The organism is Pseudomonas sp. IT-P395 (assembly GCF_949767675.1).
GTDB lineage: Bacteria > Pseudomonadota > Gammaproteobacteria > Pseudomonadales > Pseudomonadaceae > Aquipseudomonas.
In genome coordinates this window covers 276,992-302,635 of sequence record NZ_CATKPW010000059.1, presented here as the reverse complement: position 1 = coordinate 302,635, position 25,644 = coordinate 276,992, and the positions used below count along the sequence as shown (strand labels likewise).

Genomic DNA, 25,644 nt, shown 5'->3' with positions numbered 1-25,644 from the left:
AAACCACGGCGGTAACGGCCCGTCGTGAGCCTTGCGAGCAAGTCTCACCGCGGAATGTCCGCTGGACGCAGTCTTGCGTAGCTGCACCGGTTATCCGGAAAGGCTACGCAAGCAGCAGTCACAGGTGGCGCGGCACTCAAACGAGCGCAGCGCCGAATGCGCAGTACCTAACGAAGACGGTAAAAAGCATGAATCTTCACGAGTATCAGGGTAAGCAGCTGTTCGCTGAATACGGCCTGCCAGTTTCCACTGGTTACGCAGTAGACACCCCGGAAGCAGCAGCAGAAGCTTGCGACAAAATCGGCGGCAGTGAGTGGGTTGTCAAAGCCCAGGTCCACGCCGGTGGTCGCGGTAAAGCGGGCGGCGTCAAGCTGGTTCGCAGCAAAGAAGACGCCAAAGCCTTCGCACAGCAGTGGCTGGGCAAGCGTCTGGTGACTTACCAGACTGACGCCAATGGCCAGCCAGTCACCAAGATCCTGGTTGAATCGTGCACTGATATCGCTAAAGAGCTGTACCTGGGCGCTGTCGTTGACCGTTCGAGCCGTCGCATCGTGTTCATGGCTTCCACCGAAGGTGGCGTGGACATCGAGAAAATCGCTCACGACACTCCAGAAAAAATTCTCAAGGCCACTATCGATCCACTGGTTGGCGCTCAGCCATTCCAGGGTCGCGAGCTGGCATTCCAGCTGGGTCTGGAAGGCAAGCAGGTTGCTCAGTTCGCCAAGATCTTCGTAGGTCTGGCCAAGCTGTTCAAGGATCACGACCTGGCTCTGCTGGAAGTGAACCCGCTGGTGATCAAGGCTGACGGCGATCTGCACTGCCTGGACGCCAAGATCAACATCGACGCCAACGCAATGTACCGTCAGCCTAAGCTGAAGACTTTCCACGATCCGTCGCAAGACGATCCGCGCGAAGCGCACGCTGCCAAGTTCGAACTGAACTACGTAGCACTGGAAGGCAACATCGGCTGCATGGTCAACGGTGCTGGCCTGGCCATGGGTACCATGGACATCGTCAACCTGCATGGCGGCAAGCCAGCCAACTTCCTCGACGTAGGTGGTGGCGCTACCAAAGAACGCGTAACTGAAGCGTTCAAGATCATCCTGTCCGACACCAACGTCGCTGCAGTACTGGTCAACATCTTCGGCGGCATCGTTCGCTGCGACATGATTGCCGAAGGCATCATCGGCGCTGTGAAAGAAGTCGGCGTGAAAATCCCGGTTGTTGTTCGCCTTGAAGGCAACAACGCTGAGCTGGGCGCTAAAGTACTGGCAGAAAGCGGTTTGAACATCATCGCTGCTACCAGCCTGACCGACGCTGCTCAACAAGTTGTCAAAGCTGCGGAGGGCAAATAATGAGCGTCCTGATCAATAAAGACACCAAAGTTATCTGCCAGGGTATTACCGGTTCGCAAGGTAGTTTCCACACCCAGCAAGCCATCGAATACGGCACCAAAATGGTTGGTGGCGTTACTCCTGGCAAAGGCGGCACCGAGCACCTGGGTCTGCCAGTGTTCAACACCGTTAAAGACGCAGTAGCGGCCACTGGCGCTACCGCCAGCGTGATCTACGTTCCGGCTCCTTTCTGCAAAGATTCGATCCTGGAAGCGGCATTCGGCGGCATCAAGCTGATCGTCTGCATCACCGAAGGCATTCCTACCCTGGACATGCTGGACGCTAAAGTTAAGTGCGACGAGCTGGGCGTAGTCCTGATCGGCCCTAACTGCCCAGGCGTGATCACTCCAGGCGAATGCAAGATCGGCATCATGCCAGGTCACATTCACTTGCCAGGCAAGGTCGGTATCGTTTCCCGTTCCGGCACCCTGACCTACGAAGCTGTGAAGCAGACTACTGACGCCGGTTTCGGTCAGTCGACTTGCGTCGGCATCGGTGGTGACCCGATCCCGGGTTCGAACTTCATCGACATCCTGAAGCTGTTCCAGGAAGACCCGAAGACCGAAGCGATCGTCATGATCGGTGAGATCGGCGGTTCGGCTGAAGAAGAAGCGGCTGCCTACATCAAGGCACACGTGACCAAGCCGGTTGTTTCCTACATCGCTGGTGTGACTGCTCCTCCGGGCAAGCGCATGGGCCATGCTGGCGCAATCATCTCTGGCGGCAAAGGCACTGCAGACGAGAAATTCGCTGCACTGCAAGACGCAGGCGTGAAAACCGTGCGTTCGCTGGCAGACATCGGTAAGGCCCTGGCCGAGCTGACCGGTTGGGCTGTCAAGTAAGCCTCGCGCTTAGCTTGCAACTCTGCTGACAAAGGCCACCTTCGGGTGGCCTTTTTTGTTTCTGCAATTTGGAAGATCAAAAGATCGCAGCCTTCGGCAGCTCCTACAGAGAATTGCGATCCCCTGTAGGAGCTGCCGAAGGCTGCGATCTTTTGATCTTTGCCGTACCAACGAAAAATAGATACGTAAACGCGACACAGAAACGTCGCGTATCGGATAGTTCGCCCTCTAACAGTGCGTTCGCGGGACAAATTCGTTAGGCTAGCAGCCATTTTTGCGTCTGCCGCCCACAAGGCATGCAACGCGCTTTAAGGGTCAGTCCCATACGGATCGACAGCATTTCCCTAATTACACAGGGCAATCCCCCTCTAAATTCCGATTCAGTAGTGTGGTATTACCTTAATGAAAGTTTTGAAAGGTCAGGACATCCTGGCACTTGGCTTTATGACATTTGCCCTGTTCGTTGGGGCTGGCAACATCATTTTCCCGCCGATCGTTGGCTTGCAGGCCGGACCTCACGTCTGGATGGCCGCGCTGGGCTTCCTGATCACCGCGGTGGGTCTGCCGGTGATCACCGTCGTTGCATTGGCCAAGGTCGGTGGGGCGATGGATGCACTGAGCAGCCCGATCGGCAAGATCGCTGGCGGCATTCTGGCCGCGGCTTGCTACTTGGCGGTCGGCCCGTTGTTCGCCACCCCGCGTACTGCGACCGTATCGTTTGAAGTAGGCTTGGCGCCGCTGACCGGCGAAAGCCCGTTGGCACTGTTCCTCTACAGCTCGGTGTACTTCCTGCTGGTGTTCTTCATCTCGCTCTACCCTGGGCGTTTGCTGGACACCGTTGGCCGCTTCCTCGCGCCGCTGAAAATCATCGCACTGGCAGTGCTCGGCATCGCTGCATTCGCCTTGCCGGCGGGTGATATCGGTCACGGCACGCCTGAGTATGTGGCGGCACCGTTCTCCCAAGGCTTTATCAATGGTTACCTGACCATGGATACCCTCGGCGCGCTGGTGTTCGGCATCGTCATCGTTAACGCGATCCGCTCCCGTGGCGTCGAGTCGCCGGCGCTGATCACCCGTTACGCGATCATCGCCGGGCTGATTGCCGGTGTCGGTCTGGCGCTGGTGTATGTCAGCCTGTTCCGCCTTGGTTCCGGCAGCCACGAAGTAGCAGCGGGCGCGACCAATGGCGCGGCGGTATTGCACGCGTATGTGCAACACACCTTCGGTTCGCTGGGCAGCGGTTTCCTCGCAGTGCTGATCTCGCTGGCGTGTCTGGTGACGGCGGTCGGTCTGACTTGTGCGTGTGCCGAATACTTCAGCCGTGTGCTGCCACTGTCCTACAAGACTCTGGTAATCATTCTGGCGGCGTTCTCGCTGCTGGTGTCCAACCTGGGTCTGACCAAGCTGATTGCCTTCTCGATTCCGGTGCTGACCGCGATCTATCCGCCGTGCATCGTCTTGGTGGCGCTGAGCTTCTGCAAAGATTTCTGGCATGAGCACGGCCGTATCCTCGGTCCGGTGATGCTGGTGTCGTTCATCTTCGGCACCATCGACGCGCTGAAAGGCGCCGGTCTGGCCGGCTGGATGCCATCGCAGTTGTCCCACTTGCCGCTGAGCGAGCAGGGGCTGGCATGGCTGGTGCCGTGCGTGATGACGCTGGTGGTTGCGGTTGTTTGTGATCGCATGCTCGGCAAGCGCAGCGAAGCGGTTGCCTGACGTTACCTGACCCGCCAAAAGCGGGTCTTCAACGCTTAAACAGAAATGCCCCGTATCAATCGATACGGGGCATTTTTTATGAAAGCTGATAATTCTCAGCCCCGATAACGTACGACCAGAGCCCCTAAATTGATGTTGTCGCTAGCGCGGCTCAGGAGTATTCGCTTGTCGGGCTGCACTGCCACCGAAATCCACTGCATACCAGGCCCCAAGTACTGAGTAACGTATCCCTTGCCTTCACCAAAGTCTGTGTCTGGTTTTCCCGTTGCCAGATAGCGGCAGGCGAGCATTTGCTCTCTTGTTCTTTGTCCCGTGCCTCCCACCACGACCAGACCATCCTTAGGCTCCCCACTCAGATCGAACCAACTGCAACCGTCGGTTAATCCAAGATCAGTGACGATAGGCGTACCCTGATTGAATGCAATATTTGGTTTACCGTTCGGGTTGTACGCGGCCATCATTCCCCTGCGCCCTTTACCCCAATCGTCGTCAGGAGCGGTGTCGACTTCACCAGCGACAAAGAAACTACCGTCAGCACGTAGCATCAGGCTTCGTACGCTGGTCGGGTAATCCGATGGGAAGTAGACAGTTCCAGTGTCATCATCGCCGAAGTCTTCATCGGGCGTTCCATTTACATTCAGACGCACGATCACTCCTTTTCGAGAGGCCGCTGTCGCGCCTGCGACTGTGATGACTCCATTCTCAGAAACCGAAATCGAAGAGATGTTCAGTGCAAGATCTAACCAGCCTTTGCCGTTAAAAGTGGTATCAAAAACTCCTTCCTGATCAAGTCTGAACAGTCGGTTGTTTTGACCGACGAGAATTTTTTCATCAGCGGTCAGTACTACCCTGGTTCTGGAACTCGAGTTAGCGAAAGTCCCTGGTTTTGATGGTTGCGATTTGGACTGCGGGAGAAAAGGGATGTAAACCGTCCCATCGGGACCGAACTCGCGATCTCTTTCACCATCAGCGAAAAATCTGGCAAGCGCAAACCGGTTCCCTTGGTCCTCATCATATTGAAACCCGAAAAGCAGCGCCTTCCCGTCTTTATAAACACAGGCGCCAGTTCCGCTGGCTTGTCCCGAACCTGTAAACGTACCTACGATCGAACCGTTTTTGTTGAAGCCAGTATCGTTAGTGCCGTCCGCCAGTAATTGCGCCAAATGAAAACTGACCTTGCCGTCTACAAAGGTTTGTCCCACGAGAAGGATTTTTCCATCAGGGCGCAGGCCTGCGATGCTCAGAGCCTGGCTTCCCGGAGCAAAAGAGTCGGCATACCCTTGACTACCGAATGTTGCGTCAATGGGCAGTGCAGCGTTCGAAGGTGTCATGATCGAGTCCTTGTCTGGGTTAGCGTGCCTGTCAGTATTCTCTGGTCATAAACAACCTTATGCCCGCCTCACCCTCGGTGCTACTGTCAGAGTTGACAGGTATCAGCCTTCGCAAATTAATAGCTGCGGTCTATTTTTGAATAAATTCGACTCTCGAATGAGCGTGTCTTTTTGCGAGCCAATACGTCGAAACAAAGGGTTACTCCCATCATTCCTCATGCTCAGGAAAACGAATGTCGTTCATCCAAGCCAACCTGATTCACCTGCTCGCCGCCATCTGGTTTGTCATCTGCTGGGGTGGTTATACCCGTTATGCCTCCTGGAAAGGCCGCGATACAGCGTGTCTGGCCAGCGTGCTGCACCTGTACCGCGAAGACTGGATGCGCCGCATGCTGTTGCGTGACAACCGCATCGCCGACGCCAGCGTAATTGGTAATCTTGAACGCAACGCCTCGTTCTTCGCCTCCAGCACATTGATCATCCTCGCCGGCATTCTCACCGTGCTTGGTGCCTCGGAGCGGGCGGTGTCGTTGCTGGCTGACATCCCGATGGTGCAGCAGGCATCGCAGGGCATGTCGGAAATCAAGTTGCTGTGTCTGGCGATGGTGTTCGTCTACGCCTTCTTCACCTTTAGCTGGTGTATGCGTCAGTACAATTTTGCGGCGGTTTTGGTCGGGTCGGCGCCAATGATCGGTGAGCGACATGTCTCCGAACAGGAGCGCAAGGCGTTCGCGGCGCGGGCGGCGCGGGTGATTTCGATGGCGGCGAACCAGTTCAACTTCGGGCTGCGCTCTTACTACTTCGGTATGACCATGCTGGCGTGGTTCGTCAGCCCGTGGCTGTTCATGCTGATGAGCGCCGGGGTGGTGTTGGTCTTGTACCGCCGCGAGTTTCATTCCGACGTTCTCGATGTCATGGTCTATACCCCTACAGAAGCTCCCATTCCCGAGACAAACAAAGAGGTCGCTTGATGAGTATTCCGTTCTGGTGTGTGTTTATCACTGCGCTGTTGATTTATATCGCGCGTATGCCGGTGGGCAAGGCGATGAAAGAGCAGGGCGGTTACAACAACCACCTGCCGCGTCAGCAACAGGCGCAACTGACCGGCTACGGCGCGCGGGCGCTGGCGGCGCATCAGAATACGATTGAAGCGTTCATGTTGTTCGCGGTCGGCGTGTTGATGGCGCACACCACTCAGACGGCAGGATGGCTGATCGATACATTGGCGATCGTTTTTGTTATCGCGCGGATTCTCTATTTGTGGCTCTATCTGGCCGACCAACCCAAGCTGCGCAGCCTGGTTTGGGTAGTTGGCGTACTGTGCTCGTTGCTACTGATGATTAGTCCGACTTTTAGAACTGTCTTGCTCTAAGACGAGCCGGGCGCTAGATGACAGGCAAAAGAAAACCCGCACTTGGCGGGTTTTCTTTTTTCTGCAGCAAAAAGCGAATTATTGCTTCTTGGCAGCTTCTTCTTGTGCAGCAGCGTTCGATTCAGCCTGAGCTTTGGCAGCTTCGGCGTTTTCTTTCGCAGCGTCGTTCACTTTATCCTGAGCTTTGTTCATGTCTTGCTGAGCTTGTTCAGCATGTTGGTTGGCATCTTGAGCTTTGTCCTCGGATTTTTTATCGCAGGCAGCGAGACCGAGGGAAGCGGTCAACATCAAGGCAATAGCAAAAGTCTTACGCATGGGGTGTTTCTCCTTATGGAAAATAACTACTGGCCTTAAGAACTCGGCGCTACAGGTTAAGTTCCTCATTTCTTTCAGATATATAAGTTTGTTTTTACACGGAACTTTTGCTGTATTGCTTACTACTGGCAAAAGGCTCTAACGAGAGTAATTATCAAATGGACAGAAACCCCGTTTTTGAGCGCGCGACGCGGTTTCTCTCCGCGCTGCGACATTGTCAGGTACTCGGATTGCGCGTGCACAGCGCGTCCAGCGAAGGGCTTACGGTGATCCTTCCGTACAGCACGAAAATCGTAGGTAATCCACAGACCGGCGTGATCCACGGCGGCGCAATCACTTCGTTGATGGACACCGCCTGCGGAATGTCCACGCTGTGCGTTTTGCCGGAATTCGAGGTCTGCCCGACGCTCGACCTGCGCATCGACTACATGCATGCCGCCGAACCCGATAAAGATGTGTATGGCTTCGCTCAGTGCTACCGGGTGACCACCGACGTAATCTTCGCTCGCGGTTTCGCCTATCAGGACGATCCCGAGCAGCCGATCGCCCATGTGGTCGGTACGTTCATGCGCATGGGCAAGGGCCTCAAAGGCACAAAAGGCTTTGGCGGTGTAATCAAGGGAGAAGGGCAATGAGCGATGACCTCAAGCAGCAATTGCTCAAGGCTCACGCGCAGGGCGATTACGCGCCGCTGTTGCAGTTGATTCCCTACGCCGGGCTGATCGGCATCGAATGCTCACGCGTCGGCGATGAATTGTTGTTCAGGCTTCCTGCGAACAAGGACAACATTGGTAACCCTTTATTGCCGGCAATCCATGGCGGGGTGATCGCGGGGTTCATGGAGCTGGCCGCCGCTCTGCATCTGTTGATCTTCACCGGTGCGCCCGGGGTGCCGAAGATCATCGACTTCTCTCTCGATTACCTACGCGCCGGGCAGTTTCGCGACACTTGGGCCAAATGTCAGGTGTGTCGCCAGGGCCGGCGTGTAGCCAACGTCGCCATCACCGCCTGGCAAAGTACCGAAAGCGAACCGATTGCCACCGCTCGCGCGCACTTCAAAATCGATGAGCCCTTGAAATCCTGAACAGCGCCCCAAACTCACAAGACAACCCGCCGCCGACCATTTCGGGTCGCGGCCACTGCCATCTGATTGGAGTTTGATGACCATGAGTGTGGAAACTCAAAAGGAAACCCTGGGCTTCCAGACCGAGGTAAAGCAGCTGCTGCACCTCATGATCCATTCGCTGTATTCCAACAAGGAAATTTTCCTTCGCGAATTGATCTCGAACGCCTCTGACGCTGTCGACAAACTGCGCTTCGAAGCCCTGGCCAAGCCAGAGCTGCTTGAAGGCGGCGCTGACCTGAAAATCCGTGTGAGTTTCGACAAGGACGCCAAGACCGTCACCCTCGAAGACAACGGTATCGGCATGAACCGTGACGATGTGATCACCCACCTGGGGACCATCGCCAAATCCGGCACTGCCGATTTCATGAAGAATCTTTCTGGCGATCAGAAGAAAGATTCGCACTTGATCGGCCAGTTCGGTGTGGGCTTCTACTCTGCCTTCATCGTTGCCGACCAGGTTGACGTGTACAGCCGTCGCGCCGGCACCCCGGCCAGCGAAGGCGTGCACTGGTCGTCGAAAGGCGAGGGCGAGTTCGAAGTCGCCACCATCGACAAGCCAGAGCGCGGCACCCGTATCGTCCTGCACCTGAAAGCCGCCGAAGACGAATTCGCCGATGGCTGGCGTCTGCGCAACATCATCAAGAAGTATTCCGACCACATCGCTTTGCCGATCGAGCTGCCGAAAGAAGCGGCAGCTGCCGAAGGCGAAGAGGCTCCGGCCGTTGAATGGGAAACCGTCAACCGCGCCAGCGCTCTGTGGACCCGTCCGCGCACTGAAGTGAAGGACGAGGAATACCAGGAGTTCTACAAGCACATCGCGCACGACTTTGAAAACCCGCTGGCCTGGAGCCACAACAAAGTCGAAGGCAAGCTCGAATACAGCTCGCTGCTGTACGTGCCGGCCCGCGCACCGTTCGACCTGTACCAACGTGAAGCGCCGAAAGGCCTGAAGCTGTACGTGCAACGCGTGTTCGTCATGGATCAGGCCGAGTCGTTCCTGCCGCTGTACCTGCGCTTCATCAAAGGCGTGGTCGACTCCAACGACCTGTCGCTGAACGTGTCGCGGGAAATTCTGCAGAAAGACCCGATTATCGATTCGATGAAGACCGCGCTGACCAAGCGCGTGCTCGACATGCTGGAAAAACTGGCGAAGAACGAGCCTGAGCAATACAAGGGCTTCTGGAAGAACTTCGGTCAGGTCATGAAAGAAGGCCCGGCAGAAGACTTCGCCAACAAAGAGAAAATTGCCGGTCTGCTGCGTTTCGCATCGACCAATGGCGACGACGGCGAGCAGATCGTCGGTCTGGCCGACTACCTGGCCCGCGCCAAGGAAGGTCAGGACAAGATCTACTACCTCACCGGCGAAACCTACGCGCAGGTTAAAAACAGCCCGCACCTGGAAGTCTTCCGCAAGAAAGGCATCGAAGTGCTGCTGCTGACCGACCGTATCGACGAGTGGCTGATGAGCTACCTCAGCGAGTTCGACGGCAAGACCTTTGTCGACGTGGCACGTGGTGACCTCGATCTGGGCAACCTGGACTCGGAAGAGGACAAGAAAGCCGCAGAAGAAGTCGCCAAGTCCAAAGAAGGTCTGGTTGAGCGTCTGAAAACCGCGCTGGGCGATTCCGTGGCGGAAGTCCGGGTTTCGCATCGTCTGACCGATTCGCCGGCCATTCTGGCCATCGGCGAGCAGGATCTGGGTCTGCAAATGCGTCAGATCCTCGAAGCCAGCGGACAGAAAGTGCCGGATTCGAAGCCGATCTTCGAATTCAACCCAAGCCACCCGCTGATCGAGAAACTCGATGGCGAGCAGAGCGAAGAGCGTTTTGGCGACCTGTCGCACATTCTCTTCGACCAGGCTGCGCTGGCGGCGGGTGACAGCTTGAAAGATCCGGCCGCTTATGTGCGCCGTCTGAACAAGCTGCTGGTTGAGCTGTCGGTTTAACCAAGTCGTAGAAAAACCCGCTTCGGCGGGTTTTTTCATTCTGGTGTTTAACCAATCAGGAGTCAGAAATGAGCCAAGTCACTGTACGTTCCGTGGTCTATCAGATCGACGGCCAGCCTTATGAAGGTCGTTTGGCGTTCGACGCCGAGCACAACGGCGCGCTTCCGGGTTTGTTGCTGGCGCCGAACTGGATGGGTGTCAGCGCCGGTGCCGAAGAGATCGCCAAGTCGGTCGCGGCCAAGGGCTACGTGGTGCTGATCGCTGACGTCTATGGTCAGGCGGTGCGCCCGCAAAACGCTGATCAGGCTGGTGCGGCGATGATGCCGTTGAAGGATGATCGCGCGCTGCTGCGCAAACGTATGCAAGCGGCGTTCGAGCAATTGCAGAAGCAGGGCGAAGCAGCGGTCGATACGTCGAAACTGGCGGTGTTCGGTTTCTGCTTTGGCGGTTGCTGTGCGCTGGATCTGGCGCGCACTGGCGCGGCGGTGAAGGCTGCGGTGTCGTTCCACGGTACGCTGGATTCGCCGAATCCTGCCGATGCGCAGAATATCAAGGGTTCGGTATTGGTGATGCACGGTGCTTCTGACCCGTTGGTGCCGAAAGAACAGTTGCCGGCGTTTGAAGACGAGATGAACGCGGCGAAAGTGGACTGGCAACTGCTGAGCTACGGCGGTGCGGTGCACTCCTTTACCGATCCGCATGCCAATGTGCCGGGCAAGATGATGTACGACGCGAAGACCGCCAAGCGCGCATTCAAGTCGATGCATGATTTGCTGGATGAAGTGTTCAAGGGCTAAAAGCCTGAAAAGCAAAAGCCCCTCACCCTAACCCTCTCCCAAAGGGAGAGGGGACTGATTGGGGGATATTTCAGAGGTCCGCCGACCTGAAAATGCTTATGTGAATCCGAAATCGTCTGCTGTGTTTAGCTGAACCCATAATCGACGCTATATTTCAGGTCGATGGATGACTGAAGACACCTCGGTCGGCTCCCTCTCCCTCCGGGCGGTCCGACGTTTCGGGAGGGCTGGGGTGAGGGTGGCTTTTCAGCGCGGCAACTCGATCCGCTCAACTTCCCCTGGCACCGTCGGCCAGTCCCCGGTCGCCCACTTGCGCCGCGCTTCATCGATCGCCGCCGGATCGCTCGCCACAAAATTCCAGTTGATCCGCCGAGGCCCGTCCAGCGGCGCGCCGCCAAACACCACGGCGTGAACATCACTCTCGGCAAACAGACTCATCTCTTCCCCGGCCGGCAATACCGCCAGCGCATGCGGTTCAAGCGCTTCACCGTTCAGTTGCGCATCCCCACTCAGCACATAAACCGCCCGCTCTTCATGCTCGGTCGGAATCAGCAACGTGGTCGCCGTTTGCATCTGCACTTCCGCATACAACGTAGGAGAAAGCACCGGCACCGGCGATTCCAGGCAAAAGCCTGACCCGGCAATCATCCGGATCTGTACACCGAGGTTATCGCTGACCGGCAACGTCGCTGCCGGATGATGGCTGTAATGCCCCGGGCCTTGCTCGTGATCCTTGGGCGACGCCAGCCAGATCTGCAAACCGTGCATGGTGAAGCTTTTGTCCCACAACGGCTCAGGCGTGCGTTCAACGTGAGCAATCGCGCTACCGGCAGTCATCCAGCTGACATCGCCAGCGCTGACCACCTGATCCGAGCCAAGGCTGTCCTTGTGCTGGATCTGTCCTTCGAACAGATACGTGAGCGTCGACAGACCAATGTGCGGGTGCTGTCGGATGTTCATGCCTTTGCCCGTCGGATAAACCGTCTCGAGCATGTGATCAAAAAACACGAAAGGCCCGACGCTGCGGCATTTGGCTGACGGCAGCGGGCGCAGAATCGGCTGGCCTTCGACGTCTTCGGCGCGCGGGCGGATGATCAGAGGTTGCGTGTCCATGGTGCATTCCAGGCTGAGCGGGTGATGCCAGAAGCATAACCCGCCGCTGGCATGAGGAGGATTACTGGCTGTCGAAGCCTTGCGGGGCGTGGGTTTCGATGCTGACGTCGGTTGTGGTCATCAGTTTATGGATCGGGCAGCGGTCGGCGACGCGCAGCAGTTCCTCACGCTGGGCATCGGTGAGTACGCCTTTGAGAGTGAGGGTGACGTGCAGGACGTATTTGCCTTTTTGTTCTTCGCTGTTATCGCGTTTGACGTCGACCCCGACGCCGGTCAGCGGGATGTCTTTCTTCTTCGCGTACATCTTCAGGGTCAGCGCTTTGCAGGCGCCGAGGGCGGCATCGAAATAGTCGTGCGGCTCAGGCGCCGAGCCTTCGCCGCCGGCGGATTTCGGCACGTCGGCAAACAGTTCGTGGTCATCAATCTGTACGGTGTGACGAAAACCTTCAGCGGAGACGGTATTGACGGTAACGGTCATGGGAACCTCACTGGCAGTAGGAAAAGTCGTTCGATCAAAAAAGACCTTGCAGTTATAGAGCATTCCCACTGGCACGCGTTCCACTTTCCTGCGGGATGAACCCTTGTCGTCAGGGCGGGGTCTAGGCTATGCCTACTTGCCGGAGATTACTTGTGTCCCTGTATCGTTTGAGTCTTGCCTGTCTTCTGCTGCTTGCCGGCAACGTCAGCGCCCGCGAATACACCTACAGCGATGCGCACCTGCATTACGTGGATTTTTTCCAGGAAAGCGCAGGCATGGCGAAACTGCTGACGGCGATGAAGGACGGTTCCGTCGAGCATGTGATGATTTCTGGCATTCCGGTGGCGAAAAAATGGCATGAGGACGAACCCAAGCGTCCGCGCTACTACGCTGGCGATGACGCTGATGCCTATTGGTACAGTGCGACCGACGTGATTGTCGCCGACGCCGTGCAAAAGCTGAGCGCCGAGCAGCGGCTGTACTTTCATCCGTTTCTGTCGGGCTTCAACCCCAACGACAAGAACTCTGCCGCACACATCCAGCGCATGCTCGATCTGTATCCGGGGCTGTGGCAGGGCATCGGCGAGGTGTTCACCCGGCATGACGACCTCACGGCGCTGACGTCCGGCGACACGCCGCGGGCCAACAACGAGGCGATGACCAAGATCTATCATCTCGCCGCCGAGAACGATCTGCCGGTGATGCTGCATTCCAATATCACCTCCAAGCGTGAGAAGAATCCGCTGTATCTGAAGGAAGTCGAAGAGCCGCTGCGTAATCACCCACACACGCGATTTATCTGGGCACACGCAGGCACCAGTGCTGAAATTCATCGGCATCAGACACAGTTGCCGTTTTTGCTGCCGACCCTGACGCGCATGCTCGAGGCTTACCCCAATTTGTTCATTGATTTGTCGTGGAGCATGCTCACGCCGTATCTGCTGGACGAGCAGGGCAAGCCGCGCCCGGAATGGCTGGCGCTGGTCGAGAAGTACCCGGACCGCTTCATGCTTGGCTCGGACGTGGTAGGGCGTTTCAACAAGCTCGGTGAGGAAATGCATAGCTTCAAGCCGTTCCTTGATGCGTTGCCCGAGGACGTTGCGAAAAAAGTCGCTCGGGATAATTTCCTGGCGATCTTGCCGCGAACGGTGCTCAAGTCCGGCAAAACCGCGCTGAATCGTTAATGCCCACGGTTCGGAGTATTAAGGCCTTTTGATATCACGTTTTGGTCTTACGCAAATTTTCGCCGGGCCGATACCTTCTAAAGCAACCAGCTGCAGGGTTGATGCAGCGCTTTTGGAAGGAACCAGAGCAATGAGTATCCGTAGTCTCAATATTGCCCCGCGCGCCGGCCTCGGTTTTGGGCTGTTGGCGCTGATGGTGTTTGCCCTCGGGGCGTTCGCTTTGCTGCAAATGTCGAACATGCGCGCCCAATCTGACGAGGTCGATAACAATTGGCTGCCCAGCGTCATGGCGGTCGGTGAGATGAGTCAGGACATGCTGCGCCTGCGCGCATTGACCATGCGCCTGTTGCTCAATCGCGATCCGCAGGCGCTGGAGCAGAATGTCGTCAAACTCAATGAGCTGCGTGGGGTGCTGAGTGAGGCTCAGCAGCGTTACGACGTGCTGATCGTGCTGCCCGAAGAGCGCAAGCTGTTTGATCGCTTCAAGGTTGCCGAGCATCAGTACCTGGAGTTTCAGGCGCAGGTCATGCAGTTATCTGCGCAGAATCGCGTGGAAGAAGCCGCGACCATTCTCAATGGCCAGATGAGTCCGCTGGCCGACGAAATCGCGGTGCTGCTGCGCGAGCTGGTCGAACTGAATAAACACAATGCCAATCTCGCCACTGAAGCGGCGCGACTGGTGTTTATCAATTCGCGGGTGTGGGTCGGGGTGATGATCGGCGTGACCGCGCTGATCACCATCGGCCTGGCCCTGCTGCTGACGCGCAGCATTGTGCTGCCGCTGGCGCAGTCGTTGGGTGTCGCCGAGGTGGTGGCGGGTGGGGACCTGACCGGTGATATCAGCATCAGCGGCAAGGACGAACCGGCGCGACTGCTTCATGCGCTCAAGAGCATGCAGCACAACCTGCGCGACACTATCCGGCAAATATCCGAGTCTTCCAGCCAATTGGCCTCGGCATCGGAAGAGCTGAGCTGCGTCACGGAAGACGCCACGCGCGGGCTGCATCAGCAGAGTCTGGAAATCGAGCAGGCCGCTACTGCGGTCAATCAGATGACCGCTGCGGTGGAGGAGGTGGCCAGCAATGCGGTCGCCACCTCGCAAGCTTCGCGTGAGTCCGATCGCATTGCTCAGCATGGCCGTGAACAAGTGCGCCAAACCGTTTCGTCGATAGAGTTGCTCGCCGAAGACGTGACCAACAATGCGTCGCAGGTCGAAGATCTGGCGCAGAAGGTTCATGGCATCAGCAAAGTATTGGATGTGATTCGTTCGATTGCCGAACAAACCAATCTGCTCGCGTTGAACGCTGCGATCGAGGCTGCACGGGCCGGTGATGCCGGGCGCGGGTTTGCCGTGGTGGCGGATGAGGTGCGGGCCTTGGCGCATCGCACCCAGCAGTCGACGCAAGAGATTGAACAGATGATTGGCGGCATTCAGCAGGGCACCGATTCAGCGGTCGGTTCGATGCAGCAAAGCAATGTGCGGGCGCGTTCGACGCTGGAATTGGCCAAGGCTGCCGGGACTGCACTTGAAGAGATCGCCTCGGCATTCACACTGATCAACGAGCGTAATCTGGTGATCGCCAGTGCCTCGGAAGAGCAGGCAGCGGTGGCGCGGGAGGTGGATCGCAATCTGATGAACATTCGTGATCTGGCGATGCAGACCTCGGCGGGGGCTAATCAGACGAGTGCGGCGAGTCAGGAGCTGTCGCGGTTGGCGGTGGATCTGAACAGCATGGTGGCGAAGTTTTCGGTTTGAGGTTCGCCTTCAAAAGCCCCTCACCCTAACCCTCCCGAAACGTCGGACCGCCCAGAGGGAGAGGGGACTGACCGTGGAAGATTAGCGAGTTACGCCGACCTGATCTTGCTTTGGGGAATCCATAATCGACTCGACTTTTCAGGTCGATGCATGGCGCCAGACATCTCGGTCAGCTCCCTCTCCCTCGGGAGAGGGCTGGGGTGAGGGGCGAGCCAGGTACAAATCTCCAATCCAGCACGCAAAAAAAAGCCCCGCATTTCGCGGGGCTCTTTGATGTAGCGGCGGATCAGCTGCCTTTAACGGTTTTGCCGTTGACTGTGCCGTCCTGGAGCATGATGTTGTACTCCTTGCCGTCGGTTTCAACCTGTTGCAGGCGAACCAGCAGGTAATCCCAATCCTTGGCGAACCACAGGACGGTGATGCGCTTGCTTTGTGTCGGGTCGCGTACGCGCTCGACCTTGATTGCATCGATCTGACCAGCCTTGGTCTCGACTTTTTCCGAACCCAGCACGCGGAAGTCATAGGTATCGACTTCGCCGTCATCGACCACTTGATAGCTCATGGTCTTCTTGCCGGCGGCGACGTCATGCTGCAGCGCCAGTTGATAGGTGGACTTGTCGACCATGCCACGGTTCAGCGGGATTTTCACCGCGTCGCCACGGTCGGTGCCAGTGACCATTTTGCTGTTCCAGTCAAAATCCAGATCAGCCTTTTTCGCTTTGCCCAGGCCGCCACGTTCGAAGTGGTAGGACTGCGGCAGCAGGGTGTCCTTGTCCAGGGTCAGGGTGCTTTCTTCAGTCAGGCTGGCGATCATCATCGAGGCCTTGAAGCTGAGCTTCCAGACGCCGTTGGCTTCCTTGACCAGACTGCGCTCGGCGGTGCCGCTCATGGGCAGTTGCTTCCAGTCGGCGGTGTAGCTGGCGGAGAACGGTTGAAGTTCGGCTGCCTGCGCGAAGGGCAGGGCGAGCAGAGCGCAAGCGAAGAGCAGGGCGCGACGCATAATATCTCCTAGTTTCGAATCAAGTGGCCGCTGGCCGCGAGTAGCTGGCCATCCAGTAAAGCACCGTGTTCACCGAGTGCCAGCCTGCCTTCGGCAAACCAGCGTACTGCCATCGGGTAGATCAGGTGTTCCTGAACGTGTACTCGCTGCGCGAGACTCTGCGGCGTATCGTGCAACTCTACCGGTAATACTGCCTGTACGACCAGTGGTCCGCCATCGAGTTCCTCGGTGACGAAGTGCACGGAGCAGCCGTGCTCCGTGTCGCCGGCCTCCAGCGCGCGCTGATGAGTGTGTAACCCTTTGTATTTGGGTAGCAGCGACGGGTGGATGTTGAGCAGGCGCCCCTGGTAGTGGCGAACGAAATCAGCGCTGAGAATGCGCATGAAACCGGCCAGCACCACGAGTTTCGGTTGGAATTCGTCGATCAGTTCGATCAGAGCAGCATCGAAGGCCTCGCGGCCTTCAAATGCCTTGTGATCCAGCGAGCGGGTGGCGATACCCGCGTCACTGGCGCGTTGCAGGCCGTAGGCGTCGGCGCGATTGGAAATCACTGCAGCGATGCGGACCGGGCTGTCGCCGGTCCGCGTGCTGTCGATCAAAGCCTGCAAGTTACTGCCGGTGCCGGACAACAGCACCACGACATCACAGGTTGCGGACATTAATGAGCCTTAAGGTTCTGCAGATCAACCTGGGCAGCGCCTTCGGCAGCGGCAGCGATCTGACCGATGACCCAAGGCTGTTCGCCGGCGTCACGCAGGGTGTTCAGGGCAACTTCTACGTGTTCCTGAGCCACGCAGATAACCATGCCAACGCCGCAGTTCAGCACGCGGTGCATCTCGGTTTCGTCAACATTGCCTTTTTCTTGCAGCCAGTCGAACACGGCCGGGCGAGTCCAGCTAGCCACGTCAACCACCGCCTGAGCGCCTTTTGGCAGAACGCGCGGGATGTTGTCGAGCAGGCCACCACCGGTGATGTGGGCCATGGCTTTGACGGCGCCGGTGTCTTTGATCAGCTTGAGCAGCGGCTTCACGTAGATGCGGGTCGGGGCCATCAGCAGGTCGGTCAGCGGTTTGCCGTCGAGCTGGATGTTTTCGATGTCGGCGCCGGAGACTTCGATGATCTTGCGGATCAGCGAGTAGCCGTTGGAGTGCGGGCCGGAGGATGGCAGAGCGATCAGGGCGTCACCGGTGGCGACTTTCGAGCCGTCGATGATTTCCGATTTTTCCACGACGCCGACGCAGAAACCGGCCAGGTCGTAGTCTTCGCCTTCGTACATGCCAGGCATTTCAGCGGTTTCGCCGCCAACCAGCGAGCAACCCGACAGTTCGCAGCCAGCGCCGATGCCGGTCACTACCTGGGCAGCGGTGTCGACATTGAGTTTGCCGGTGGCGTAGTAGTCGAGGAAGAACAGTGGCTCAGCGCCGCAAACCACGAGGTCGTTGACGCACATGGCAACCAGGTCGATACCGATGCTGTCGTGCTTGTTCAGGTTCAGCGCCAGACGCAGTTTGGTGCCGACGCCGTCGGTACCGGAAACCAGTACGGGCTGCTTGTAGCCGGCCGGGATTTCGCAGAGGGCGCCGAAACCGCCCAGGCCGCCCATGACTTCCGGGCGCGCAGTGCGCTTGGCGACGCTCTTGATGCGTTCGACCAATGCTTCACCGGCGTCGATGTCTACACCGGCGTCCTTGTAGCTCAGGGAGGGTTGCTTGCTCATGATCCAGGCCTTTAGGGGAGGGGATTCAGGGGTAACGACCGAGTTCAGCGGGAACATCGAAATCGAGGGGGCGAATGCCTCACGCGAGTTTCGAGGGTCTCGGCTGTTGCCGGTCTGCGAAGGCGCGCGATTTTATCAGGCTTGAGGGGCAGCGGCCATCCTCGCACCGACGGGCAGGGCCATATCTCGGGAAATTTTTTGCAATTAAGGCCTGCGGGTGCCTGTATAAGGTGTGGCGATTAACCGTCTATCGTTATCACTGTGCAAAAACTTACCGCTGTCGTGTGAATGTTTGGTGCTGGCAGATTGTCACAGCCATGCTCAACCGATTCACGCGGCCTGTTCCAGCCGCTCCTGTCGACGGGAATTCTCCATGCGTTTTTGTAAATTGTTGTTTGTGGGTTGTTTGTCTCTGCTCAGCCTGGCGAGTCACGCCGAAAATCTCAAAAGCCTCTATCAAGTGCGTGAGCCGGTCAACGGCCAGGCCCCGGAGGAGCGTGATCGCGCCACGCAGGCGGCGCTCGACACGCTGGTGTTGCGTCTGACCGGCGATCCGAAAGCTGCACAAAACCCGGGGCTGGCGGCGATTCGCAAGGATCCGCAGCAGATCATCAGTCAATTCGGTTTTGATGCCGGGCCGCCGGAGGTGCTGAAAGTCGATTTCGATCCGGCGACCACCGAGCAGGCGCTGCGGCGTGCCGGGTTGTCGGTGTGGGGTGCGAGTCGCCCGTCGATTCTGAGCTGGTGGCTCAACGATTCGGCTGAGGGTTCCAGTCTGGTCGGTGATGGTCAGGCCGCTGCGGCGCCGTTGCGTACGGCAGCTCAACATCGCGGCTTGCCATTGCGTTTGCCGCTGGCGGACTTGAGTGAGCAATTGGTTGCCACGGCGCCAGCGCTGGAAGGCACCGATCCGGCGCCGTTGCGCGGCGCGTCCGAACGCTACAACACTGATGCCTTGCTCGCGGTGCATGCCCGTGAAGAGGGCGGGCAGTGGCAGGCCAAGTGGCACCTGTGGCTGGGCGATCAGAAAGAGGCGGGCAGTGTGCAGGGCGCCGATCAGGCTGCGGTCGCTGACGCGGTGATGCTGGCGGTGGCTGAGCGGCTGGCGCCTCGTTTTGTTGCCAAGCCGGGCGCTTCGGGGCAGCAGACTCTGGAAGTGCAGGGGATGAATCTTGAACACTACGCGGCGCTGTTGCGGTTACTTGAGCCGTTTGGCGTGCGTCTGCAAAGTGTTGATGGCGATCGCATCGTCTATCGGGTCAACGGCAGTGCAGATCAAATGCGCGCGCAATTGTCGCTGGCGAAGTTGCAGGAGTTGCCGGCTGAAGCCCCTGTGCCGGTCGCAGCACCACAACCTGCGGTTGCGGGCGCAGCACCTGTCGTGGCTCCGGCCCCGGCACCAGCAGCACCTTCGTTGCGGTTTCGCTGGTAAGTCTTTCCTTATATAGAAGCTACAGGAGTGGTACATGGCCGATACGCGGCGTTGGTTCTGGCTCGGTGGGGTAATCCTGCTTTGCGCGTTTGTGTGGTTGCTGCATCCGATCCTCACGCCGTTTCTGGTGGCGCTGCTGCTGGCTTATCTGTTCGATCCGCTGGTGGATCGCCTGGAAAGACTCGGGCTGTCGCGTACGTGGGGGGTAATCGCGGTATTTGCCTTGTTCACCCTGATCGTCACCGCGCTGTTACTGGTGCTGGTGCCGATGCTCGCCAAGCAGTTGCTGCGGTTATACGAACTGGCGCCGCAAATGCTCGACTGGCTGCAACACACGGCGTTGCCGTGGGCGCAGGCGAAGCTGGGTCTGTCGGATGGTTTCTGGAAGTTCGACAAGGTCAAAGCGGCGATCAGCGAACACATGGGCCAGACCACCGACATCGTCAGTGTGGTGCTCAGTCAGGCGACCGCGTCAAGTCTGGCGCTGATTGGCTGGCTGGCGAATCTGGTGCTGATTCCGGTGGTGAGTTTCTACCTGCTGCGTGACTGGGACGTGATGATGGCCAAGATCCGCAGTCTGCTGCCGCGCGATCGGGAGGAGACTATCGTATCGCTGGCCGGTGAATGTCATGAGGTACTGGGCGCGTTTGTTCGCGGGCAGTTGCTGGTGATGGTGGCGCTGGGCGTGATTTACGCGGCGGGCCTGATGATTATCGGGCTGGAGCTGGGGCTGTTGATCGGTCTGATCGCGGGCCTGGCGGCGATCGTGCCGTACATGGGCTTTGTGATCGGTATTGGCGCGGCGTTGATTGCCGGTTTGTTCCAGTTCGGTGGCGATCTGTACCCGATGGTCGGGATCGTCGCGGTGTTCATGGTCGGTCAGGCGCTGGAAGGCATGGTGCTGACCCCGCTGCTGGTGGGCGATCGCATCGGTCTGCATCCGGTGGCGGTGATCTTCGCGATTCTGGCCGGTGGCGAGCTGTTCGGTTTTACCGGTGTGCTGCTGGCGTTGCCGGTGGCGGCGGTGATCATGGTGCTGGTGCGCCATGTGCACGACTTGTACAAGGATTCCGACATCTATAGTGGTGTTGACGATCCGCAGTTGTAATGGCGCAGGGGCGGCCCGGTAAATCGCCGGGTTGGCCCGTGTCCTGCAGGCGCTGGCGCCAAGGAATCTGTCATAAAACCGGTGCGTTAACGCAAACCTTTGATTTTGCTTGGACTCTGTCGCATTGTGCGCTCAGCTTCACGGGTATAAACTTCGCAAACTTTACACAGAGGCCACTAACGGTTCCTTGAGAACTGTTCAGTCAGCATGAAACCGATTCAGCTGCCCCTAGGTGTGCGTCTGCGTGACGACGCCACCTTCATCAACTACTACCCAGGCGCCAATGCCGCTGCACTCGGCTATGTCGAGCGTCTATGCGAAGCCGACGCCGGCTGGACAGAAAGCCTGATCTACCTGTGGGGCAAACACGGCGTAGGGCGTACGCATCTGTTGCAGGCAGCGTGTCTGCGTTTTGAGCAAATGGGCGAGCCGGCGGTGTATTTGCCGTTGGCCGAGTTGATGGATCGCGGCGTCGAAATCCTCGACAACCTTGAGCAGTACGAACTGGTTTGCCTGGACGACTTGCAGGTGATTGCCGGCAAGGCTGACTGGGAAGAGGCGATGTTTCATCTGTTCAACCGTCTGCGTGACAGCGGTCGGCGTCTGCTGATCGCCGCGTCAACCTCTCCGCGTGAACTGCCGGTCAAACTGGCTGACTTGAAATCGCGCCTGACCCTGGCGTTGATTTTCCAGATGCGCCCGCTCTCCGATGAAGACAAGTTGCGCGCCTTGCAGTTGCGCGCATCGCGTCGCGGTCTGCACCTGACCGATGAAGTCGGGCATTTTATTTTGACGCGCGGCACCCGCAGCATGAGTGCGCTGTTCGACTTGCTTGAGCAGCTCGATCAGGCCTCGTTGCAGGCTCAACGCAAGCTGACCATTCCCTTCCTGAAAGAAACCCTAGGCTGGTAACGGCGCGGCTTTCAGCGTGTTTCGGCATAATTCAGGCGCCAGAAAATCCGCTTTCCTGCAAGCTGTGCAGGCCGCGTCTCGGTTCAAATGGGCTTAAGCGCTTAGATGTAAACGAGAAACCGAGAAGTCACAAAAAGATCGATTGAATTTGCAAATGAGGCTGATAGCGGGCATAGTCTCGGCTTCTTTACAACTATCAGCCACGGTCGTGCCCATGCTAAAGCGCTTCGCACCCCTCGTGCCTCTCGCACTCGTCACCCTGTTGTACGGTTGCGCTGCTCATTCTCCAGTTCAAGAGCAGCCTCAACAGGTTAAAAATTCTGCCACGGCCCAATCTTCCGTTATTTATCAGGAAGAGCTGGACACCGAAAAAGAACTCAACGAATTCAATGGCAAGAAGCCTTATCAGCTTCCTGTTCTGGCCGACAGCATCCTCGAACGCGGCATGTCCCTGATCGGTACCCGTTACCGTTTCGGCGGTACCTCTGAAGCCGGTTTCGATTGCAGCGGTTTCATCGGCTACCTGTTCCGCGAAGAAGCCGGCATGAACCTGCCACGCTCGACCCGCGAAATGATCAACGTTGATGCGCCGCTGGTCTCGCGCAGCAACCTTGAGCCGGGCGATCTGCTGTTCTTCGCCACCAACGGTCGTCGCGGTCGTGTCAGTCACGCCGGGATCTACCTCGGTGACAACCAGTTCATCCACTCCAGCAGTCGTCGCAGCGGCGGTGTTCGCATCGACAGCCTGGGTGACAGCTACTGGAGCAAGACCTTCATCGAAGCGAAACGCGCTCTGGCCAACGCTCCAACTGTAGTCACTGCTCGCAAGTAATCCCTTGTTGTCGCTGCGTTCGCGGCGACAATCAGGCTTGCGGTAACGGAGTAGACTTAGACTTTACAAGGTGAAGTTAAAGTCTTACTTGAAGTTTGCCGCGTAGCCGCTAGAATCCTGTATCTATATTGATGGCAAACCGCCTGCGTGCTCACTCAGGCGGTTTTGTTTTCTGTCCATCGGCAGAAAAAGCCGCAGCCAGATCAGGATGTTCTGCTTATGACGATGTCGGCCCGCCTCACTTTGATCTTCTTCGCAGCGCTGCTCAGCGCCTGCGCCAGTCGCACACCGCCTCCTGCGCCGGTGGTTCGCGCACCGGTCGTGTTCGGCCCCTCCCAAGCTTTTTCGCCTGCTGCTGAAGACGTGCTGTTTCGCGCGCTCGGTCTGGTCGGCACGCCCTATCGTTGGGGCGGCAACACGCCGGATTCAGGGTTTGATTGCAGCGGGCTGATCGGTTTTGTCTACCGTGATGCGGCGGGCATCTCTTTGCCGCGTTCGACGCGTGAGCTGATCGTCATGCAGGCACCGAATGTCGGCAAAGAAGGCTTGCAGACTGGCGATCTGATCTTCTTCGCCACCAATGGCGGCTCGCAGGTCAGTCATGCGGGGATTTACGTCGGGGAAGGGCGCTTCGTGCATGCGCCGGCCACGGGCGGCACGGTGAAGCTGGACAGCCTGTCGAAGGCGTACTGGCAGAAAGCTTATCTGAGTGCCAAGCGGGTGTTGCAGCCGGAGCATCTGGCGCATAACCCGTAATTCAAGCAGCCCACAATCCCATGTAGGAGTGAGCCTGCTCGCGATAGCGGTCGTTCAGTCAATGATGATGTCGACTGATACGAAGTTATCGCGAGCAGGCTCACTCCTACAGTTGTTTGTGCATGGCGAAAATTATTTGCTGGCCGACACTCGCCACACCTTGTTGCCGACATCATCCGCCACCAGCAAGCCACCCTGCTGATCGATCACTACGCCCACCGGGCGACCGAGTGCATTCTCGTCTTTGTCGAGGAAACCGGTCAGCACATCCACCGGTTTGCCACTCGGCTTGCCACCGGTAAACGGCACGAAAATCACTTTGTAGCCACTGTGCGGTTTACGGTTCCACGAACCATGCTGGCCGATGAACGCGCCTTCCTTGAACTGCGCCGGCAGCGTGTTGCCCTCGGCGAAGCTCAGACCCAGTGAGGCGGTGTGCGGGCCGACTGCGTAATCCGGGGCGATGGCTTTGGCCACCAGGTCCGGATTTTGCGGCGACACACGCACATCGACATGCTGGCCGTAGTAGCTGAACGGCCAGCCATAAAAACCACCGTCCTTCACGGAAGTGATGTAGTCCGGCACCAGATCACTGCCGATCTCATCGCGTTCGTTGACCGCTGTCCACAGCGCGCCACTGACAGGCTCCCAGGCCAGGCCATTGGGGTTGCGGATGCCCGAGGCAAAGATGCGGTGATTGCCGGTCGCCCGATCGACTTCCCAGATCGCCGCGCGGCCTTCTTCTTTATCCAGGCCATTTTCGCCGACATTACTGTTCGAGCCGACCGTGACGTACAGTTTGCTGCCGTCCTTGCTGGCGATGACGTTTTTGGTCCAGTGGTGATTCAGCGTGCCGCCGGGCAGATCGACGACCTTGATCGGCTGCGATTTGATCTCGGTCGCGCCGGGTTCGTAGTTGAAACGCAGCAGGCGATCGGTATCGGCGACGTACAGGTCATTGCCAGCCAGGGTCATGCCGAACGGCGAGTTGAGGTTTTGCAGAAACACCGTGCGGGTCTCGGCGACGCCATCGTGATCGGCGTCACGCAGCAGGGTGATGCGGTTTGGGCTTGGCACGCCAGCGCCAGCCTTGCCCATGACCTTCTTCATCACCCAGCCGCGAATCCCGCTGCTGTCATCCGGTTTTGGTGGGGCATTGGTTTCCGCTACCAACACATCGCCATTGGGCAGCACATAGAGCCAGCGCGGATGATCGAGGCCTTCGGCGAATGCCGCGACCTGGGTGCCAGCCGCCGCTGTCGGTTTGCCGCGGTCGGGCCAGCCGATCGCCGGGGCGATATTCACCGTCGGGATCAGGGTCTTGTTCGGTTCGGGCAGCTTCGGTGACGGGCCGGTGCCGTCGGAGACTTGCAGGCTGGAGGTTTCACCGCAGGCGGCGAGTCCTCCGGCGAAGGCGATGACAAAAACGAGCTGGGGCTTGCGCATTGCTGATCTTCCCTATGAATGCATTCCTAATCATAGAGGAGGGCGCAAGCCCGATGGTTCAACTGCTCAACCGCGCGCTTCCTTGAACAGCACGGCGATGCCCGGGTGATAATTGCCGGCTTCGCTGCGTAACTTGCGGTAGGCGTAGGGGAAATACCAGGCGACCGCGCAAGTGTGTTCCTTTTGCAGGTCGTCGACCATGTCCTGCAGCTCTTCGGGGCTGGCGCTGTGCTGGGCTTTTTGCGGCGCGACAAACAGGCAGCCGAGCTTGAGGTCGCTGGCGTAGCTGATGCGTTTGGCGTCGTTGGTGATGTCCAGCAGGGCTTGGGTCAGATTGAGGTTGGTAACCTTTGGCCAGCGCTGGGTGGCCTGGATAAAGGCGCGGTCTTCGGCACCGGCGAGAAACAGATCGGCGCGGGCATTGCGCTCGCCTTCTTCATTCTGCTTGCGCGTGGCAGTGTCGTTCAAAGTCACCAGCTCGGCCATCCAGGCCGCCGCCGAGAGCAATCCGAGATTGGCTTTCTCGTCATGCCAGTAAGGGGTGTCGCTGTCGCCGCGCACGGCGTTGTAACGGTCGATACAGTCAAACCAGCGTTCAAGCACCGGGCGCAGGAATTCCAGGCGCGGGTTGCTGATGATCATGCCTTGCATCGTCATCATCCTTTATTGTTGTAGTGGGCTTTTCGGGAAAAGCATGGCTCTTTGATATCATTTGTATCAGTGTGGCACAAGATTGGCGTCAGATAATTGATCGGCGGCAGTTATTCGCCCGATGACCGCCTCTTTAATTGACGCTCCCCCCCCAACCCTCTAACCTTCGCGGCTTGTTTCAGGTGCTCTGTGACCTGCGTCGACAGAGTGAAACAGGGAAGCCGGTGAGGGTTGTCTTCGCACGAAGAACCACCACGATCCCGGCGCTGCCCCCGCAACGGTAAATGAGTGAAAACTGCGCCTTGAGCCACTGCCTCGAAAGAAGCGGGAAGGCGCGCAGTCAGGCGAAACGCCGCTCATGAGCCCGGAGACCGGCCTGATCCATCCAGCGGCATCACGGTGGGCGATGCCAGGCTTTTTG

General features: G+C 58.1%; 25 protein-coding genes and 1 riboswitch. Of the genes, 16 read left to right on the top strand and 9 right to left on the bottom strand.

Annotated elements, in window-relative coordinates:
- The first annotated feature begins 188 nt into the window (after positions 1 to 188).
- The 3 genes from sucC to brnQ all read left to right on the top strand — a co-directional run bounded on the left by sucC (position 189) and on the right by brnQ (position 3,952).
- Positions 189 to 1,355, top strand: a complete 1,167-nt coding sequence (gene sucC, locus ACM6IN_RS26630; RefSeq protein WP_007919879.1) for an ADP-forming succinate--CoA ligase subunit beta — start codon at positions 189 to 191, stop codon at positions 1,353 to 1,355.
- Positions 1,355 to 2,236 (top strand): succinate--CoA ligase subunit alpha, encoded by an 882-nt coding sequence (gene sucD / locus ACM6IN_RS26625; RefSeq protein ID WP_007919877.1) that lies wholly within the window; start codon positions 1,355 to 1,357, stop codon positions 2,234 to 2,236. The genes sucC and sucD overlap by 1 nt, the downstream gene beginning before the upstream one ends.
- A 402-nt stretch (positions 2,237 to 2,638) precedes the next feature.
- Positions 2,639 to 3,952 carry a branched-chain amino acid transport system II carrier protein gene (brnQ, locus tag ACM6IN_RS26620; protein ID WP_007919876.1) on the top strand — a complete coding sequence of 438 codons (1,314 nt, stop codon included), beginning with the start codon at positions 2,639 to 2,641 and terminating at the stop codon, positions 3,950 to 3,952.
- A gap of 95 nt (positions 3,953 to 4,047) precedes the next feature.
- Here brnQ and ACM6IN_RS26615 read toward each other — a convergent pair whose 3' ends face one another.
- Positions 4,048 to 5,283 carry a hypothetical protein gene (locus ACM6IN_RS26615; protein WP_414916995.1) on the bottom strand — a complete coding sequence of 412 codons (1,236 nt, stop codon included), beginning with the start codon at positions 5,281 to 5,283 and terminating at the stop codon, positions 4,048 to 4,050.
- 233 nt (positions 5,284 to 5,516) lie between these two features.
- On the opposite strand from ACM6IN_RS26615, the gene ACM6IN_RS26610 reads away from it, so the two are divergent.
- Together ACM6IN_RS26610 and ACM6IN_RS26605 are read left to right on the top strand one after the other, a co-directional pair.
- Positions 5,517 to 6,254, top strand: coding sequence for a DUF599 domain-containing protein (locus tag ACM6IN_RS26610; protein ID WP_007919871.1), 738 nt, complete (start codon positions 5,517 to 5,519; stop codon positions 6,252 to 6,254).
- Positions 6,254 to 6,655 (top strand): MAPEG family protein, encoded by a 402-nt coding sequence (locus tag ACM6IN_RS26605; RefSeq protein WP_007919869.1) that lies wholly within the window; start codon positions 6,254 to 6,256, stop codon positions 6,653 to 6,655. The genes ACM6IN_RS26610 and ACM6IN_RS26605 overlap by 1 nt, the downstream gene beginning before the upstream one ends.
- Before the next feature lie 78 nt (positions 6,656 to 6,733).
- On the opposite strand, the gene ACM6IN_RS26600 is transcribed toward ACM6IN_RS26605, so the two are convergent.
- Positions 6,734 to 6,970 (bottom strand): hypothetical protein, encoded by a 237-nt coding sequence (locus ACM6IN_RS26600; RefSeq protein ID WP_007919867.1) that lies wholly within the window; start codon positions 6,968 to 6,970, stop codon positions 6,734 to 6,736.
- A gap of 158 nt (positions 6,971 to 7,128) precedes the next feature.
- On the opposite strand from ACM6IN_RS26600, the gene ACM6IN_RS26595 reads away from it, so the two are divergent.
- From ACM6IN_RS26595 to ACM6IN_RS26580, 4 genes are all read left to right on the top strand, one after another.
- Positions 7,129 to 7,605 carry a PaaI family thioesterase gene (locus ACM6IN_RS26595; protein WP_414916994.1) on the top strand — a complete coding sequence of 159 codons (477 nt, stop codon included), beginning with the start codon at positions 7,129 to 7,131 and terminating at the stop codon, positions 7,603 to 7,605.
- Positions 7,602 to 8,054: a PaaI family thioesterase gene (locus ACM6IN_RS26590; protein WP_414916993.1), complete on the top strand. Its 453-nt coding sequence runs from the start codon at positions 7,602 to 7,604 to the stop codon at positions 8,052 to 8,054. Before ACM6IN_RS26595 ends, ACM6IN_RS26590 begins: the two co-directional genes overlap by 4 nt.
- Before the next feature lie 82 nt (positions 8,055 to 8,136).
- Positions 8,137 to 10,041 carry a molecular chaperone HtpG gene (gene htpG, locus ACM6IN_RS26585; RefSeq protein ID WP_034156253.1) on the top strand — a complete coding sequence of 635 codons (1,905 nt, stop codon included), beginning with the start codon at positions 8,137 to 8,139 and terminating at the stop codon, positions 10,039 to 10,041.
- Between the two features lie 68 nt (positions 10,042 to 10,109).
- Complete coding sequence (locus ACM6IN_RS26580) at positions 10,110 to 10,838, top strand: dienelactone hydrolase family protein (protein WP_414916992.1); 729 nt, start codon at positions 10,110 to 10,112, stop codon at positions 10,836 to 10,838.
- Positions 10,839 to 11,084: 246 nt separating this feature from the next.
- Here ACM6IN_RS26580 and ACM6IN_RS26575 read toward each other — a convergent pair whose 3' ends face one another.
- Together ACM6IN_RS26575 and ACM6IN_RS26570 are read right to left on the bottom strand one after the other, a co-directional pair.
- Positions 11,085 to 11,951 carry a pirin family protein gene (locus tag ACM6IN_RS26575; RefSeq protein WP_095114121.1) on the bottom strand — a complete coding sequence of 289 codons (867 nt, stop codon included), beginning with the start codon at positions 11,949 to 11,951 and terminating at the stop codon, positions 11,085 to 11,087.
- A gap of 61 nt (positions 11,952 to 12,012) precedes the next feature.
- Positions 12,013 to 12,429, bottom strand: a complete 417-nt coding sequence (locus ACM6IN_RS26570; protein ID WP_007919858.1) for an OsmC family protein — start codon at positions 12,427 to 12,429, stop codon at positions 12,013 to 12,015.
- 128 nt (positions 12,430 to 12,557) lie between these two features.
- Between ACM6IN_RS26570 and ACM6IN_RS26565 the strand changes: the two genes are divergently transcribed.
- Both ACM6IN_RS26565 and ACM6IN_RS26560 read left to right on the top strand, forming a co-directional pair.
- Positions 12,558 to 13,613, top strand: a complete 1,056-nt coding sequence (locus tag ACM6IN_RS26565; RefSeq protein ID WP_414916991.1) for an amidohydrolase family protein — start codon at positions 12,558 to 12,560, stop codon at positions 13,611 to 13,613.
- A gap of 130 nt (positions 13,614 to 13,743) precedes the next feature.
- Positions 13,744 to 15,369, top strand: a complete 1,626-nt coding sequence (locus ACM6IN_RS26560) for a methyl-accepting chemotaxis protein (protein WP_095114119.1) — start codon at positions 13,744 to 13,746, stop codon at positions 15,367 to 15,369.
- Between the two features lie 286 nt (positions 15,370 to 15,655).
- On the opposite strand, the gene ACM6IN_RS26555 is transcribed toward ACM6IN_RS26560, so the two are convergent.
- Genes ACM6IN_RS26555 through purM form a run of 3 tightly spaced genes read right to left on the bottom strand, consistent with a single transcriptional unit; the run spans position 15,656 to position 18,086 of the window.
- Entirely contained in the window at positions 15,656 to 16,369 is a 714-nt protein-coding gene (locus ACM6IN_RS26555) for a DUF3108 domain-containing protein (RefSeq protein ID WP_095114118.1), read from the bottom strand.
- A gap of 8 nt (positions 16,370 to 16,377) precedes the next feature.
- Positions 16,378 to 17,028 (bottom strand): phosphoribosylglycinamide formyltransferase, encoded by a 651-nt coding sequence (purN, locus tag ACM6IN_RS26550; RefSeq protein WP_007919841.1) that lies wholly within the window; start codon positions 17,026 to 17,028, stop codon positions 16,378 to 16,380.
- The gene (purM, locus tag ACM6IN_RS26545) at positions 17,028 to 18,086 is read right to left on the bottom strand and encodes a phosphoribosylformylglycinamidine cyclo-ligase (RefSeq protein ID WP_007919839.1); all 1,059 of its coding nucleotides are present in this window, start codon (positions 18,084 to 18,086) and stop codon (positions 17,028 to 17,030) included. The genes purN and purM overlap by 1 nt, the downstream gene beginning before the upstream one ends.
- Before the next feature lie 373 nt (positions 18,087 to 18,459).
- Here purM and ACM6IN_RS26540 point away from each other — a divergent pair, with 373 nt between their 5' ends.
- From ACM6IN_RS26540 to ACM6IN_RS26520, 5 genes are all read left to right on the top strand, one after another.
- Complete coding sequence (locus tag ACM6IN_RS26540) at positions 18,460 to 19,518, top strand: DUF2066 domain-containing protein (RefSeq protein ID WP_414916990.1); 1,059 nt, start codon at positions 18,460 to 18,462, stop codon at positions 19,516 to 19,518.
- A 34-nt stretch (positions 19,519 to 19,552) separates the two neighbouring features.
- Entirely contained in the window at positions 19,553 to 20,626 is a 1,074-nt protein-coding gene (locus ACM6IN_RS26535) for an AI-2E family transporter (RefSeq protein ID WP_007919830.1), read from the top strand.
- Between the two features lie 207 nt (positions 20,627 to 20,833).
- Positions 20,834 to 21,538 carry a DnaA regulatory inactivator Hda gene (hda, locus tag ACM6IN_RS26530; RefSeq protein ID WP_007919828.1) on the top strand — a complete coding sequence of 235 codons (705 nt, stop codon included), beginning with the start codon at positions 20,834 to 20,836 and terminating at the stop codon, positions 21,536 to 21,538.
- Between the two features lie 214 nt (positions 21,539 to 21,752).
- A complete protein-coding gene (locus tag ACM6IN_RS26525; RefSeq protein ID WP_007919826.1) occupies positions 21,753 to 22,370 on the top strand; it encodes a C40 family peptidase in 618 nt (205 codons plus the stop codon).
- A 219-nt stretch (positions 22,371 to 22,589) separates the two neighbouring features.
- Positions 22,590 to 23,126, top strand: coding sequence for a C40 family peptidase (locus tag ACM6IN_RS26520; RefSeq protein WP_007919825.1), 537 nt, complete (start codon positions 22,590 to 22,592; stop codon positions 23,124 to 23,126).
- A 132-nt stretch (positions 23,127 to 23,258) separates the two neighbouring features.
- Here ACM6IN_RS26520 and ACM6IN_RS26515 read toward each other — a convergent pair whose 3' ends face one another.
- Positions 23,259 to 24,572: a PQQ-dependent sugar dehydrogenase gene (locus ACM6IN_RS26515; RefSeq protein WP_414916989.1), complete on the bottom strand. Its 1,314-nt coding sequence runs from the start codon at positions 24,570 to 24,572 to the stop codon at positions 23,259 to 23,261.
- A gap of 66 nt (positions 24,573 to 24,638) precedes the next feature.
- Positions 24,639 to 25,223 carry a hypothetical protein gene (locus tag ACM6IN_RS26510; protein ID WP_077571724.1) on the bottom strand — a complete coding sequence of 195 codons (585 nt, stop codon included), beginning with the start codon at positions 25,221 to 25,223 and terminating at the stop codon, positions 24,639 to 24,641.
- Positions 25,224 to 25,386: 163 nt separating this feature from the next.
- Positions 25,387 to 25,618, top strand: a riboswitch (cobalamin riboswitch).
- The last annotated feature ends 26 nt before the right edge of the window (positions 25,619 to 25,644 follow it).

Coding starts and splice junctions, on each gene's coding strand:
- brnQ (WP_007919876.1), top strand. CDS start 2,639: ATGAAAGTTTTGAAAGGTCAGGACATCCTGGCACTTGGCTTTATGACA.
- ACM6IN_RS26615 (WP_414916995.1), bottom strand. CDS start 5,283: ATGACACCTTCGAACGCTGCACTGCCCATTGACGCAACATTCGGTAGT.
- ACM6IN_RS26525 (WP_007919826.1), top strand. CDS start 21,753: ATGCTAAAGCGCTTCGCACCCCTCGTGCCTCTCGCACTCGTCACCCTG.
- hda (WP_007919828.1), top strand. CDS start 20,834: ATGAAACCGATTCAGCTGCCCCTAGGTGTGCGTCTGCGTGACGACGCC.
- ACM6IN_RS26560 (WP_095114119.1), top strand. CDS start 13,744: ATGAGTATCCGTAGTCTCAATATTGCCCCGCGCGCCGGCCTCGGTTTT.
- ACM6IN_RS26535 (WP_007919830.1), top strand. CDS start 19,553: ATGGCCGATACGCGGCGTTGGTTCTGGCTCGGTGGGGTAATCCTGCTT.
- ACM6IN_RS26605 (WP_007919869.1), top strand. CDS start 6,254: ATGAGTATTCCGTTCTGGTGTGTGTTTATCACTGCGCTGTTGATTTAT.
- ACM6IN_RS26580 (WP_414916992.1), top strand. CDS start 10,110: ATGAGCCAAGTCACTGTACGTTCCGTGGTCTATCAGATCGACGGCCAG.
- ACM6IN_RS26515 (WP_414916989.1), bottom strand. CDS start 24,572: ATGCGCAAGCCCCAGCTCGTTTTTGTCATCGCCTTCGCCGGAGGACTC.
- purN (WP_007919841.1), bottom strand. CDS start 17,028: ATGTCCGCAACCTGTGATGTCGTGGTGCTGTTGTCCGGCACCGGCAGT.
- ACM6IN_RS26510 (WP_077571724.1), bottom strand. CDS start 25,223: ATGCAAGGCATGATCATCAGCAACCCGCGCCTGGAATTCCTGCGCCCG.
- ACM6IN_RS26520 (WP_007919825.1), top strand. CDS start 22,590: ATGACGATGTCGGCCCGCCTCACTTTGATCTTCTTCGCAGCGCTGCTC.
- purM (WP_007919839.1), bottom strand. CDS start 18,086: ATGAGCAAGCAACCCTCCCTGAGCTACAAGGACGCCGGTGTAGACATC.
- ACM6IN_RS26595 (WP_414916994.1), top strand. CDS start 7,129: ATGGACAGAAACCCCGTTTTTGAGCGCGCGACGCGGTTTCTCTCCGCG.
- ACM6IN_RS26575 (WP_095114121.1), bottom strand. CDS start 11,951: ATGGACACGCAACCTCTGATCATCCGCCCGCGCGCCGAAGACGTCGAA.
- ACM6IN_RS26600 (WP_007919867.1), bottom strand. CDS start 6,970: ATGCGTAAGACTTTTGCTATTGCCTTGATGTTGACCGCTTCCCTCGGT.
- ACM6IN_RS26570 (WP_007919858.1), bottom strand. CDS start 12,429: ATGACCGTTACCGTCAATACCGTCTCCGCTGAAGGTTTTCGTCACACC.
- ACM6IN_RS26565 (WP_414916991.1), top strand. CDS start 12,558: ATGCCTACTTGCCGGAGATTACTTGTGTCCCTGTATCGTTTGAGTCTT.
- ACM6IN_RS26540 (WP_414916990.1), top strand. CDS start 18,460: ATGCGTTTTTGTAAATTGTTGTTTGTGGGTTGTTTGTCTCTGCTCAGC.
- sucC (WP_007919879.1), top strand. CDS start 189: ATGAATCTTCACGAGTATCAGGGTAAGCAGCTGTTCGCTGAATACGGC.
- ACM6IN_RS26610 (WP_007919871.1), top strand. CDS start 5,517: ATGTCGTTCATCCAAGCCAACCTGATTCACCTGCTCGCCGCCATCTGG.
- sucD (WP_007919877.1), top strand. CDS start 1,355: ATGAGCGTCCTGATCAATAAAGACACCAAAGTTATCTGCCAGGGTATT.
- ACM6IN_RS26590 (WP_414916993.1), top strand. CDS start 7,602: ATGAGCGATGACCTCAAGCAGCAATTGCTCAAGGCTCACGCGCAGGGC.
- htpG (WP_034156253.1), top strand. CDS start 8,137: ATGAGTGTGGAAACTCAAAAGGAAACCCTGGGCTTCCAGACCGAGGTA.
- ACM6IN_RS26555 (WP_095114118.1), bottom strand. CDS start 16,369: ATGCGTCGCGCCCTGCTCTTCGCTTGCGCTCTGCTCGCCCTGCCCTTC.